Origin of the sequence: Mesorhizobium sp. (assembly GCF_005063415.1) — a bacterium.
Lineage (GTDB): Bacteria > Pseudomonadota > Alphaproteobacteria > Rhizobiales > Rhizobiaceae > Mesorhizobium.
On sequence record NZ_SUEG01000165.1, the window covers coordinates 1 to 10,775 of the forward strand.

Here is a 10,775-nt window from a genome sequence, read left to right on the forward strand (position 1 = left end):
GCGGCATGCCTGGCGGCATGGGCGGCGGCGGCATGGGCGGCATGGGCGGCATGGACTTCTAAGAAGTCCATAAAGCACGCCCATGAATCCAAGTTGCTCAAGCCCGCAAGCGGGCTTGAGTGGCGGTATGGATTTCTAATCCAATCCATCAGTCTTCAGATACGGAAAGGGCGACCGAGAGGTCGCCCTTTCTGCTTTGAGAGCAAGCCGCAAAGCTCAAACAGCGGCGTCAATGCACCGCGGCAGCGGCGCCCTTAGCCAGCAATGCCCCCTCAATCAGCGCGGCGACTTCGTCGGCTACCGCCAGCACCGGGGCGCGGTCGCGGGTGGCGCGTGCGATCACCATCAGCCCTTCCAGCGATGATTCGACCAGCAGCGCCAGCGCATGCGCGCGGCGCTCGGGCACCCCTGCCCTGACGAAGGCCGCCCTGAGCAGGCCTATCCACTGCTCGAAGGCCGACCGGCACAACTCGGCCAACTCCGGCATGTCGGTCGGCGAATCCAACACCACGGGCGCGATCGGGCAACCGAGCGTGAACTGGTTGTCTTCCAGCATGCGCGCGACCGACTGGTAGATGTGGTGGACAGCCACCGCCGGATCCTTTTCGGCAGCGAGCGCGGCGTCCAGCCTCTGCGTCACATCGGCGACGCTGTCGCGCGTCACCTCGATGACCAGCTGATCCTTGCCGCCTGGAAAGTGGAAGTAGAGCGAGCCTCTCGGTGCGCCTGAGGCAGTCAATATGTCGTTGAGCGACGTGCCGTGGTAGCCGCGCTGCCTCAGCAGCAGCGCTGTCGCCTCGAGTATACGGGTGCGGGTGTCGTTCGCCATGTCAACCTCTGTCAGGAGTGCGCATTATAGGCCTTGCCTGGAATATGACAACCGGTCTATATAGTATGTAGATCAGTCTACATATCGCGAGGATAGATGCGCAGTTATCGTCTTGAAGGTACCAGCGGGACCAAGTGCCTGGTGATGCGCGAGGAGGCGCAGCTGACGCCGAAGCCGCACGAGATCGTCGTGCGTGTCCGCGCCACCTCGCTCAACCGCCGCGATACGATGATCCTCAACGGCACCTACCCGCTGACGCCGCGCCAAGGCGTTATCCCGCTGAGCGACGGCGCCGGCGAAGTCGTTGCCGTTGGCGATTCTGTCACCCGTTTCGCCGTCGGCGACCGCATCACCGGCAGTTATTTTGCGCGCTGGATCGACGGGCGCATCAATGCCGGGCTGATCGACCAGCTTGGCTGCACGCTGGACGGGATGCTGGCTGAATACGCCGTGCTCGACGAGCAATGGGCTGTACGGCTTCCCGATCATCTCGACTGGCATCAAGCAGCGACACTGACCTGCGCCGGCCTGACCGCCTGGAATGCCGTGACGGCGGCCGAGATGCCGAAGCCCGGCCAATGGGTTCTGGTCATCGGTTCAGGTGGCGTCGCGCTGTTTGCGCTGCAATTCGCCAAGCTGCTCGGCTGCCGGGTCGTGGCCGTCAGCTCGCGCAGCGAGAAGCTGGACCGGCTGCGGGCGCTGGGCGCCGACCTCGTAGTCTCGACAGCCGACATGCCGGAATGGGGTGCCGCGGTGCGCGAGCAGACCGGTGGCATCGACCTCGTCGTCGAGACCGGCGGCCCGCCGACCTTCGCGCAATCGATGATCGCCTGCGCGCTTTACGGGCGCATCGTGCTTCTCACCATACAGGATGCGAAAGGCGGGACGGTGCAGATCCCCGGCCCGGTCTACCAGCGCAGCCTCGCCACCATCAGCCGCCTGTTTGTCGGCAATCGCACCAACCTCGAAGCTATGCTGCGCGCCATCTCGGTGCATCGGCTTAAGCCTGTCATCGACAAGGTGTTCGCCTTCGACGAGGCCAACGACGCCTATCGCTATTTCCAGCAAGGCGACGTCTTCGGGAAAGTGGTCGTCGACGGCGCCTGACTGGTCCGCCCCCAAAATCTGATCGACCCTCAAATCAAAGGAGAGACACAATGACCAGTCGTGAAGCAGAGGCCCAATGGCAGGGATCGTTGAAGGAAGGTTCGGGCCGGCTGAGGCTCGGCAGCGGCGTCTTCGAAGGCGCCTACTCGTTCCCGTCGCGTTTCGAGAACGGTCCCGGCACCAACCCCGAGGAATTGATTGCGGCGGCGCATGCCGGCTGCTTCTCAATGGCGCTGAGCGCCATCCTCGGCCGCGAAGGTTACACTCCCGCCCGTATCCACACGATCGCGAAAGCGCATCTCGGCGCCACCGCGGCCGGACCGACGCTGACCCGCATCGAGCTGGAGACGGAGGCGAGCGTCGCCGGCCTGGCGGCGGGGGATTTCGAGCGGCTGGCGCAGACGGCCAAGGAGAGCTGTCTCGTATCGCGGGCGCTGGCCGGCGTCGCCGTGATCACGCTCAAGGCCCGGCTCATCGAAACCGCTACTGATCACTGAATGGAAGGAATATCCAATGACACAGGAACTCATCATCGACATCGCCGCAGCCGAACGCTCCGCCGAGACGGCCGAGATCATGCGGCGCTACAACGACGTCTTCCAGCGCCACGACCCGTCGGCGCTCGACGATCTGGTGGCGGAAGATTGCGTGATCGAGAACACCACGCCGGCCCCGGACGGCGCCCGCCGCATCGGCAAGGGCGCTTGCGTCGAACTGTGGTCGGCGATCGCGACCGGACCCGGCACGCGCTTCGACATCGAAGAAACCTTCGTCGCCGGCGACCGGGCAACGATCCGCTGGCGCTACTGGATGGCCGACGGCAATTCGCTGCGCGGCGTCAACCTGATGCGCGTCAAGGACGGTCGGATCGTCGAGGCGATGGGCTACGTGAAGGGATAGCGCTTGGCGCGACAAAGCTGCATTCAGCCACGCTGCATTCAGTGAGGCCGCGCTCAGGCCCAGCCCGGAACCCCCAAAGTTTAGGATTCCGGGCAGGTCGTGGTTACCGCACGACTTTGTGAAGCTTCACGAAGGTCTTGGGACTGCGCTGGATCGTCTGGAAGATCACGCAGTAGCGATCGGTGAGCTCGAGCAGGTCAGTCAGCCGGTCTGGCGCAACGTCGGTCTCGATGTCGAACCGCAGGCGGATCTCCTTGAAGCCGACCGGCACACCTTCGGTGACGCCGAGCGTGCCGCGAAGATCGACGTCGCCCTCGGCGGAGATTTCGGCCGACTTGATCGGTATTTCGAGAACGGCGGCCGCCGCCCTCATCGAGACGCCGGCGCATGCGATAAGGGCTTCCAGCAGCATGTCGCCGGAACAAAGCTCCTGTCCGCTGCCCCCGGCCTTCGGATGGATACCCGCCAGCGCGAGCCCACGTCCTGTCTCGACCTTGCAGGTGACCTTGGAGTCGTCGGCACTGCCCTTGGCCTTTAGCGTAAGAAGTGCCGCGCGCGCATCCTTGCGATATAGATCCTTGATCGGCTCCTGCGTGGCGCGAAATGTCGTGATGTCCATGCATATTCTCCTGTCGTGAGATGTCGCTGTTCGAAATCGTAGGTCATTGCCGGGTTACTCCGGCACGCTCACACCCGAGCCCCCGAGTTCGGCGGGGAAGTCCTTCAGCTTCGGCAATCCGTCCTTCATCGGCAGGACCGTCTCGGCGTAGTTGACGTGAACCCCCGGCGTGAACTTCACCGTCGGTATCGTGGCCGCATAGACGTCGACCAGTCCGAGCGGCGGATGATCGGTCATCACATGGCCGCCGCACTTCGTGCAGAACTGACGGTCGCTCATGTCTGACTTCTCGAAGCCGGACAGGAACTCCTCGCCCTTGGTGACCTTGACGTTTTCCGGCTTCCACAGCGTGAAGGCGTTCACGGGAGACGCCGACCACGAACGACAGGAACTGCAATGGCAGTAGCCCATCGCCTCGGCCGCTCCGTGCACTTCGATTTCCACGGTGCCGCAAAAACATCCGCCCTTATGTACCGTCATGACTTAGATCCTCATTTTTCTTGAGTTCGACTGTGCTCAGCAGCTGATTTGAGACAGAGCTCAGCGCCGATGGGATTTAAAGCTTCCGGCAATGAACGGAATGACGGGGCGTCCGCCTCACTTGACAGCGCGTCCGGAACTCGAAAGGCATGTCGCGCCGGGTTGCCGCGCAACTTACGGGACATGGATGGAATGGCCGGGGACGCTCTGTCTGACCTCTTGAAAAAGGTGCGTCTCACCGGCGCGACGTTTTTCGACATCAAGGCCCAGGATCCATGGGCCGTCTGCTCGCCTGCCCCATCATCGATACTGCCGAAGATCCTGCCCGGCGCGGACCACCTGATTTCCTATCACGTGGTGACGGCCGGCCGTTGCTTTGCCCGCATCGTGGGCAAGGAGGCGATCACGGTGGAGGCCGGCGAAGTCGTGGTCTTCACCCACAGCGACCCGCACATCATGTCGAGCAATCCCGAGCTCGCGGCCGATCCTCCGACCGCCGATGTCCTGGAGATCGCGTCCGCCAGCCAAATGCCGTTCCACATCAACTATGTCAGCGACGGGTCGATCTCGGCCAGGCTCGTTTGCGGCTATCTTGCCTGCGACGCACAGCCGTTCAATCCGCTGCTCGATGCATTGCCCCCGGTGATCAAGGCCGGGGACGTGAAAGGTGATGCCGGCTGGCTTGGCCAGTTCATCAGATTGGCAGTCTCGGAAGTGGCGGAAAAGCGGGCTGGCAGCGAGACCGTGCTCACCAAGCTCAGCGAGCTCATGTTCGTCGACGTCCTGCGCCGCTATGTGGAGGCGCTTCCACCGCAACACACCGGCTGGCTGGCTGGCCTGCGCGACCCGCACCTGTGCAAGGCGCTGGCGCTGATCCACGATCGGCCAGAGCACAATTGGACCGTGGAGGCGCTGGCGAAGGAGGCCGCGCTGTCGCGCACCGTGCTCGCCGAGCGTTTCACCAGGCTCGTCGGGATGCCGCCGGTGCACTATCTCGCCAAATGGCGGATGCAGATTGCCTCGGAACTCCTCAGCACCGGCAACAGCAACGTCGCAAACATAGCGGCGGAAATCGGCTACGAGTCCGAGGCGGCGTTCAGCCGTGCCTTCAAGAAGATGATCGGCGTCCCCCCATCGGCCTGGCGGCTGGGTGTTCGCGCTGCGCCCGGTTTCGGAGGCGGCGAGGCTTCCGAAACCGAAGGCGGGCCGGCCGATCCGCAGCGGGAAGCAATTCCAGGAAAGGTGTGAAACGGTTTCCCGTCCGGAATTGCGTCAAAACAGAGAGAGCTACCGGTCCGCCAGCGCCAGTTTGGCTCCAAGCATGACAAAGGCTCCGGCGAAGGTGCGGCGCATCCAGGTCAGCACCTTTGGCCGCGACACGACATGGCTGCGGATCGACGCCGCGAAAACGCCGTAGCCGACAAAGACCACGAAGGTGAGCAGCATGAAGACGCTGCTGAGCTCCAGCATCTTCGACAGCGCGTGCGGTTCGGTGGTGCTGACGAATTGCGGCAGGAAGGCAAAGAAGAAGATCGACAGCTTCGGATTGAGGATGTTGATGAGGATGCCCGAAGTGATCACTTTGCCGGCGGAGCGCGGCGCAACATCTTCGTCGACGCTCAGGCCGCCCTTCTCCTTCAGCGTGTTCCAGGCCATGTAGAGAAGATAGGCGACGCCGAGATATTTCAGCGTCTCGAAGGCGACGGCGCTGGTATGCAGCAGAGCCGCGAGGCCGGTGATGGCGGCCGCCATGTGCGGAATGATGCCGAGCGTGCAGCCGAAAGCGGCAATGATGCTGGCCCGCGCACCACGTGAAAGCCCGGCGCTCAGCGTATAGAGAACGCCGGTACCGGGCGAAGCCACGACAATCAGCGACGTCAACAGGAATTCGATGCTCACAGATGGTCTCCCGGTGCTGGCCCAGCCGCCGGCAGCCTAATCAGCGAAACGTGCGGGCACAAGCCAGCCTGAGAGCCTATGCGCATTCAGATCATGCTGTTGGCGTGCAGCTTGCTATCGGCAATAGGCTGCCGAACTTCCCAGTGTTCGACGAGCTTGCTGTCCTTCAGCCTGAAAATGTCGACGATGGCCAAGCCCTCCTCCTCGGGTTCGCGTTTTGCGTGCATGTGCACGATGACGAAATCCCCTTCGGCAAAAATCCGCTTCACCTCTCCCCTCACGAGGGGAAATGACTGTTTGAGCTGCTGCAAATAGGCTTTGAAGCCCTCCGCACCATCCGCAATGTTCGGATTGTGTTGGATGTAGCGTTCGCCAAAATGCATCGAAGCAGCTTCGATGTTGCCCTGGTTTACCGCTTTATCGATGAAGTCCAGGACGATCGTCTTGTTGGTCTCGAGCGAACTATCAGCCTTGGCTGGAAGTGGATTTGATGGTTCATCACGCATGTTTTGCTCCGTCAGGTGCCCGCTTCTGCCCGGTGTGGACAGGAGCGTCCGCACGCCGACATTGCCAACATGATCTGTCGCGATTGTGAGATGGTCGATACGCTATTCCGCTAGATTCTTATCCAATCGTCTAATAGCGTGGTCCTATTCGTTGGAGGATGGTTCTCATGGACGCCTTGTCCGAAGTTCTTGCTTCGCTGAGATTTGGCAGCGCCATGATCGGCAGCGCGACCTTGCATCGGCCATGGGGTATTTCGGTCGATCCGACAAGGAATGCCGCCATCCACGTCATACAGAACGGCGAATGCTGGCTGCGGCTAGCCGGTGAAAGGGAGCCGATCCGCTTAGGCGAGGGAGACGTCATCCTTGTCGCGAGCGGAGTCGGACATGCTCTTTGTAGTCCGTTGGATGCACCGACGGCATCGATATCCGCCGTCCTTTCCGCAAATCGGAGCGGACCAGAACCGAAAAGCGAGAGCGGCGCGACAACTCTTCTTTGTGCGAGATATTCACTCGACGGCGTCGGACCATATCCGATGGTTTCGCTGCTTCCTCCGCTGATCCATTTGACCCGAAATCAGATTGGCACCAGCGAGCCGCTGCGGCTTGCCCTGGAACTTCTGGAGGTCGAAGCAAAAGGCGATCTCGGCGGCCACGATATTGTCGCCCCACGCCTTCTCGACAGCACGTTGATCTTCTTGTTGCGTGCCTGGATCGAACATCAGCCGCTCGGAACAGGCGGATGGTTTGGCGCCTTGCGCGACAAAGGCATTGCGCAGGCTTTGCGCCTGATCCACGAGCGGCCGGGCAATCGCTGGACTATCGCTTCCCTTGCCAGCGCCGCAGCACAGTCCCGGGCGACCTTCGCGCGTCGCTTCGCTCAACTGGTAGGACACCCGCCGCTGTCCTATGTGACCCGGTGGCGGATGAACCTTGCCGCCAAGGCCCTGCGCGAAACGAACCAGAACATCGGCGAGATCGGGCGCGCCGTCGGATATGAATCGGTGCCGTCGTTCTCGCAGGCATTCAAACGGCTGACCGGACGATCGCCTGGCCTCTACCGCAGCGACTTTCGGTCATCTGACTAAGGAATTTCAAACTGGGATGCCAGCCCGAGGGCCGTCATTCAAGCGTCGGCAGACCGTGAGCCCGACGCGCCATCAGGCAGTCGTCATCGCCCGGCATGCAGGCGCGGCAGACGTCGGGACGGATGTCGTAGATGCCGCAGGCCGTCGACTTGCCGACCTCCCCGCACAGTGCCGAACAGCGGGCGCCGTCGCAGCGCATGCCGGCTTCGTCGGCAGCCACGTATTTTTGCGGGATAAGGTCGAGCTGCGCGTCATCCTCGGTGGAGAAGCGCGGCCATCTGGACGAGTAGGCGCAGCAGGCGCCACAGGTCTGGCAATCGAAGGCAACCGGGTCGGCGCCCTCTTGTGGCGACGAAAAATCCCCTGCGACCGCCAGGGCAAGCAGCCTTGGCGCAGATTTCCGGCCGGCATTTTGCTGCAAGGGCGCTATTTCTTCTTCGGCTTGCGCGGCGGTGCTTCGGCCGGCGACCTGAACAGATCGGTGCCCGCTTCGGCGGCTTCACCGGTTTTTGGCGCGGCGGCCGGCTTGGCCGGCTTCACGGCGGCAGCAGGCGCTGCCGGCTGGCCCTTGGCGGAAAACTTGATTGCCATATCAATCCTCGTCAGAGAAACGCGATGATGGCGCATTCGGATTGCGAAGGCGGCCGATGAGCGCCGAAACGGCCGTGATGTTCATTTCTTCGGGCGACCAGTTCCTGGCTTCCTCAATGTGCCGGGGCGCCAGCTCGCGATGCGTGCTGCCGCTGTAGGCGGCATCCTGAAAGGTCACGCGCTCGCGGGTCTTGGCGTTTTCCCTGACGTATTCGATCAGATAATTGGGGCATTCGGCACGACCGCGCACGCCGAGCCGCACCTGGGCATCGCCGTGGACACGCCTGCAGCGCTCGAGCTTTTCGAGCACGCGCCGGACATATTCGACCGGCTTGTCTAGTTCGCCCACGACATCGGCGATGGTCGAATCTGCGGCGATCGCCTTTTGAGGCACGCGTTTGGTGGCCATCAGCGTTTGCCTGCGCGTTTCGGCGACGCCGCGAGCGCAACCTCTGCTGCCATGTCGTCGGCTTCCTTTTCCAGGCGGAGTTCGCGCAGCCGCGCGGTCTTGGCTTCGCGGGCCTGGCTGACGGCATCCCGTTCGGAATTGATGCGGTCGAGTGACATCGACTGGGTCCGCGTCTTGCTAAAAATGGATTCGGCCTGGTCGCGGGGTTTTTTTGAAGTTTCGGTCAAGGTCTTTCTCCCGGTTCGGAGCGCGCCGCCGAAAAAGTGACGAGACTGGTCTTTCGGCCAGGATCCCGCACAAAGCAATACGGCAGCCGGTTTCAAATTGCTAAAACGTCCTTAGCACGTCCGGGCCGTCGAGCAGCGCTCTTTCGCCGGTCGAAGCGCAAAATGAAAAAGGCCAGGCACCGCCTGACCTTCCATGAGAGCGCCTGCGCATCCCGAGAGACGCGCAAAGAAACGTTCTTCTCATGCGCATGAGCGGGGACTTAAACTCCCCGCCACCATGCGCTGGGATTTGCCATTCACCGGTGCCAGTACATCCGTGGTCACCGGTGAGGCTGAATTCCGTCTTAGGCCGCCTTCAACTGGTCGGCGGACATCTTGCCCGACTTGTTATCGCGGACCATCTCGTAGCCAAGCTTCTGGCCCTCGACGATGTCGCGCATTCCGGCGCGCTCGACGGCTGAGATGTGGACAAAAACGTCGGCAGAACCGTCGTCAGGCTGAATAAAACCAAAACCCTTGGTGGCGTTGAACCATTTAACTGTGCCTGTGCTCATAACGAACCCTTTCCATGGCAAATATTCGTTCGCCGTCATGCGGATGCACAACAACGTTTGTCTCGATTTTGATGGGGAAGTTCGTCAAAGGCGCGCCTCGGCGCGCGGATAACAAAAGTCGGTCAAACAAACATCGACAAAATTCTTGTAGACTTCTTTGCGCGCTGTGTCAATTTTTTTGATTTGTCGGTGGTGTCTCAGTTTGAAATTTGACGCCTCTCTTGCCGTGTTGCGACGCTCTGTCCTATACGTTCGCCGTATGAGTGAGCAACCAGACGAAACGAACGACCTTGTGAATTCGCTCCTGCGACAGGCGGCGGAAGCGCGGGTAATTGCGGCAACTGCTATGATCCGCGCTCTGACAATGGGTGACCCGGAAATATGGGAACCAACGCCTGAGAAGATCGCCGAATACAAAGCGGAGCTAGCTGAGGCAGAAGCCGAGTTGGCGGACTTGAACAATGCCGACCGGACCTAAAGGCCAGAAGCGCCCGGCCGACGTAATCGGCAATGCAGTCCGCATCAACTTCATTCACATTTATAAGACGCCTAAGACTTCGCCAGCCATGGGGGCAGTCCGAGGCGCTCCGGTCAATGGCCGATCTTTGCGAGAAGATGGACGCCGTTGCGCCGAAGCCGGGTCGCGCGGGCCTATACAAGAAGAACACCGGGGAAGTCTAAGGGGGCAGGATGCTGACTTGGACCACTCTTAATTCACTGGGCGAGAACGATCTCCTCTACCGTGGCGCGGTGTTCCGCTTCCGCGCTCGAACTCCCGAAGAGGAAATCCGAGAGTACATGCTGTTTCAAACGTTTGAGGCATCAGGTCTGGGTCTTGTAAGGTGCAGCGGCTATGACGCAGGTCACGTGCTCGTTTGCCTGCCAAAAGAAGCGAAGGCAGAAGGGGCGGTGGCAATATCGCCCAAGTGGCTCGCCTCGCATTGGCGCGAATGGATCGGTCATTCTATTCCAAGCCAAGTTTGGGTATCCAAAGAGGCGCAAGAGTCGCCGGAGCGGCTGCCAGACGAGTGATGCCCTTTGACATGTCGGGCAGCCTTTCCGCCCAATCCTGACAATTCAGACTGAGACACTACCGATTTGTCACACTCGCCGGGGGCGCCGCGACTGCCTGTGCAAGCACATTGGAGAGCGAAAGCCGGGCGAGCCGAAGCCACTTAGCCGGGAACCATTTCGGCGCCAGGGCATTTTTTCGGTGTCGAAAGCCGTTCTCGAAAGAGCGATCTTGAGAAAAGGTGGACGACAAACAGGACGCCCCCCGCGCAGATAAAAGGCACGAGGGGCGTTCCTGTGCGATGCGACCATTCGCGCCGCTGCCCCTGCTCCTCACAGCATGCCGCGGCTGAGCCCGCCATCCACCGGCAACGCCACGCCGGTGACATAGGCCGCGGCGTCGCTGGCCAGGAATGCGGCAACTGCGCCGAATTCGGCGGGAGTGCCGTAGCGCTTTGCCGGGATTTCGGCCTGACTCTCGGCGGCGACCACGGCAGCGTCAACACCCCTCTCGGCGGCGTCCATGGCGTCGAACTGTTTCGTCCGGTCCGTCGC

18 protein-coding genes and 1 pseudogene are annotated in these 10,775 nt (G+C 61.6%); 8 read left to right on the top strand and 11 right to left on the bottom strand.

The features are described 5' to 3' along the window. Positions 1-229: 229 nt before the first annotated feature. On the bottom strand, positions 230-829 hold the full coding sequence (locus E5W70_RS27605; RefSeq protein ID WP_292664427.1) for a TetR/AcrR family transcriptional regulator: 600 nt from the start codon (positions 827-829) through the stop codon (positions 230-232). Between the two features lie 96 nt (positions 830-925). On the opposite strand from E5W70_RS27605, the gene E5W70_RS27610 reads away from it, so the two are divergent. From E5W70_RS27610 to E5W70_RS27620, 3 genes are read left to right on the top strand one after another with little or no spacing between them, the layout of a single operon-like run. Continuing rightward, entirely contained in the window at positions 926-1,936 is a 1,011-nt protein-coding gene (locus E5W70_RS27610) for an NAD(P)-dependent alcohol dehydrogenase (protein ID WP_292664428.1), read from the top strand. Between the two features lie 50 nt (positions 1,937-1,986). Beyond that, positions 1,987-2,433, top strand: coding sequence for an OsmC family protein (locus E5W70_RS27615; RefSeq protein ID WP_292664429.1), 447 nt, complete (start codon positions 1,987-1,989; stop codon positions 2,431-2,433). A 16-nt stretch (positions 2,434-2,449) separates the two neighbouring features. Next, a complete protein-coding gene (locus tag E5W70_RS27620) occupies positions 2,450-2,836 on the top strand; it encodes a nuclear transport factor 2 family protein (RefSeq protein ID WP_292664430.1) in 387 nt (128 codons plus the stop codon). A gap of 103 nt (positions 2,837-2,939) precedes the next feature. Here E5W70_RS27620 and E5W70_RS27625 read toward each other — a convergent pair whose 3' ends face one another. Together E5W70_RS27625 and E5W70_RS27630 are read right to left on the bottom strand one after the other, a co-directional pair. Then, on the bottom strand, positions 2,940-3,455 hold the full coding sequence (locus tag E5W70_RS27625) for an OsmC family protein (RefSeq protein ID WP_292664431.1): 516 nt from the start codon (positions 3,453-3,455) through the stop codon (positions 2,940-2,942). Between the two features lie 54 nt (positions 3,456-3,509). Further along, positions 3,510-3,935 (bottom strand): GFA family protein, encoded by a 426-nt coding sequence (locus E5W70_RS27630; RefSeq protein ID WP_292664432.1) that lies wholly within the window; start codon positions 3,933-3,935, stop codon positions 3,510-3,512. A gap of 192 nt (positions 3,936-4,127) precedes the next feature. Between E5W70_RS27630 and E5W70_RS27635 the strand changes: the two genes are divergently transcribed. Next, positions 4,128-5,183: an AraC family transcriptional regulator gene (locus E5W70_RS27635; protein ID WP_292664433.1), complete on the top strand. Its 1,056-nt coding sequence runs from the start codon at positions 4,128-4,130 to the stop codon at positions 5,181-5,183. 39 nt (positions 5,184-5,222) lie between these two features. Here the strand turns inward: E5W70_RS27635 and E5W70_RS27640 are convergent, their stop codons facing one another. Together E5W70_RS27640 and E5W70_RS27645 are read right to left on the bottom strand one after the other, a co-directional pair. After that, positions 5,223-5,834, bottom strand: a complete 612-nt coding sequence (locus E5W70_RS27640) for a LysE family translocator (protein WP_292664434.1) — start codon at positions 5,832-5,834, stop codon at positions 5,223-5,225. Positions 5,835-5,920: 86 nt separating this feature from the next. Further along, positions 5,921-6,340, bottom strand: a complete 420-nt coding sequence (locus tag E5W70_RS27645; RefSeq protein WP_292664435.1) for a nuclear transport factor 2 family protein — start codon at positions 6,338-6,340, stop codon at positions 5,921-5,923. Between the two features lie 215 nt (positions 6,341-6,555). Here E5W70_RS27645 and E5W70_RS33215 point away from each other — a divergent pair. Both E5W70_RS33215 and E5W70_RS27655 read left to right on the top strand, forming a co-directional pair. Beyond that, positions 6,556-6,999 (top strand): annotated as a pseudogene (locus E5W70_RS33215) (cupin domain-containing protein); the annotation flags it as partial. A 96-nt stretch (positions 7,000-7,095) separates the two neighbouring features. Further along, positions 7,096-7,428, top strand: coding sequence for an AraC family transcriptional regulator (locus E5W70_RS27655; RefSeq protein ID WP_292664437.1), 333 nt, complete (start codon positions 7,096-7,098; stop codon positions 7,426-7,428). Between the two features lie 34 nt (positions 7,429-7,462). On the opposite strand, the gene E5W70_RS27660 is transcribed toward E5W70_RS27655, so the two are convergent. The 5 genes from E5W70_RS27660 to E5W70_RS27680 all read right to left on the bottom strand — a co-directional run bounded on the left by E5W70_RS27660 (position 7,463) and on the right by E5W70_RS27680 (position 9,209). Further along, positions 7,463-7,804, bottom strand: a complete 342-nt coding sequence (locus E5W70_RS27660; RefSeq protein WP_292664449.1) for a YkgJ family cysteine cluster protein — start codon at positions 7,802-7,804, stop codon at positions 7,463-7,465. A 50-nt stretch (positions 7,805-7,854) separates the two neighbouring features. Continuing rightward, complete coding sequence (locus E5W70_RS27665; protein WP_023722752.1) at positions 7,855-8,019, bottom strand: hypothetical protein; 165 nt, start codon at positions 8,017-8,019, stop codon at positions 7,855-7,857. Between the two features lies 1 nt (position 8,020). Next, on the bottom strand, positions 8,021-8,428 hold the full coding sequence (locus E5W70_RS27670; protein WP_292664441.1) for a hypothetical protein: 408 nt from the start codon (positions 8,426-8,428) through the stop codon (positions 8,021-8,023). Beyond that, positions 8,428-8,655, bottom strand: a complete 228-nt coding sequence (locus E5W70_RS27675) for a hypothetical protein (protein WP_292664451.1) — start codon at positions 8,653-8,655, stop codon at positions 8,428-8,430. Before E5W70_RS27675 ends, E5W70_RS27670 begins: the two co-directional genes overlap by 1 nt. 344 nt (positions 8,656-8,999) lie before the next feature. Next, positions 9,000-9,209, bottom strand: a complete 210-nt coding sequence (locus E5W70_RS27680) for a cold-shock protein (RefSeq protein WP_010915421.1) — start codon at positions 9,207-9,209, stop codon at positions 9,000-9,002. A 202-nt stretch (positions 9,210-9,411) separates the two neighbouring features. Here E5W70_RS27680 and E5W70_RS27685 point away from each other — a divergent pair, with 202 nt between their 5' ends. Together E5W70_RS27685 and imm45 are read left to right on the top strand one after the other, a co-directional pair. Continuing rightward, positions 9,412-9,687 carry a hypothetical protein gene (locus E5W70_RS27685; protein ID WP_292664443.1) on the top strand — a complete coding sequence of 92 codons (276 nt, stop codon included), beginning with the start codon at positions 9,412-9,414 and terminating at the stop codon, positions 9,685-9,687. 212 nt (positions 9,688-9,899) lie between these two features. Continuing rightward, positions 9,900-10,241 (top strand): Imm45 family immunity protein, encoded by a 342-nt coding sequence (gene imm45, locus E5W70_RS27690; protein ID WP_292664445.1) that lies wholly within the window; start codon positions 9,900-9,902, stop codon positions 10,239-10,241. Positions 10,242-10,553: 312 nt separating this feature from the next. Here imm45 and E5W70_RS27695 read toward each other — a convergent pair. Continuing rightward, positions 10,554-10,775 (bottom strand): SDR family oxidoreductase (locus E5W70_RS27695; RefSeq protein WP_292664447.1); only part of this gene is annotated, 222 nt, incomplete at its 5' end.

Coding starts and splice junctions, on each gene's coding strand:
- E5W70_RS27605 (WP_292664427.1), bottom strand. CDS start 829: ATGGCGAACGACACCCGCACCCGTATACTCGAGGCGACAGCGCTGCTG.
- E5W70_RS27610 (WP_292664428.1), top strand. CDS start 926: ATGCGCAGTTATCGTCTTGAAGGTACCAGCGGGACCAAGTGCCTGGTG.
- E5W70_RS27615 (WP_292664429.1), top strand. CDS start 1,987: ATGACCAGTCGTGAAGCAGAGGCCCAATGGCAGGGATCGTTGAAGGAA.
- E5W70_RS27620 (WP_292664430.1), top strand. CDS start 2,450: ATGACACAGGAACTCATCATCGACATCGCCGCAGCCGAACGCTCCGCC.
- E5W70_RS27625 (WP_292664431.1), bottom strand. CDS start 3,455: ATGGACATCACGACATTTCGCGCCACGCAGGAGCCGATCAAGGATCTA.
- E5W70_RS27630 (WP_292664432.1), bottom strand. CDS start 3,935: ATGACGGTACATAAGGGCGGATGTTTTTGCGGCACCGTGGAAATCGAA.
- E5W70_RS27635 (WP_292664433.1), top strand. CDS start 4,128: ATGGCCGGGGACGCTCTGTCTGACCTCTTGAAAAAGGTGCGTCTCACC.
- E5W70_RS27645 (WP_292664435.1), bottom strand. CDS start 6,340: ATGCGTGATGAACCATCAAATCCACTTCCAGCCAAGGCTGATAGTTCG.
- E5W70_RS27665 (WP_023722752.1), bottom strand. CDS start 8,019: ATGGCAATCAAGTTTTCCGCCAAGGGCCAGCCGGCAGCGCCTGCTGCC.
- E5W70_RS27670 (WP_292664441.1), bottom strand. CDS start 8,428: ATGGCCACCAAACGCGTGCCTCAAAAGGCGATCGCCGCAGATTCGACC.
- E5W70_RS27680 (WP_010915421.1), bottom strand. CDS start 9,209: ATGAGCACAGGCACAGTTAAATGGTTCAACGCCACCAAGGGTTTTGGT.
- imm45 (WP_292664445.1), top strand. CDS start 9,900: ATGCTGACTTGGACCACTCTTAATTCACTGGGCGAGAACGATCTCCTC.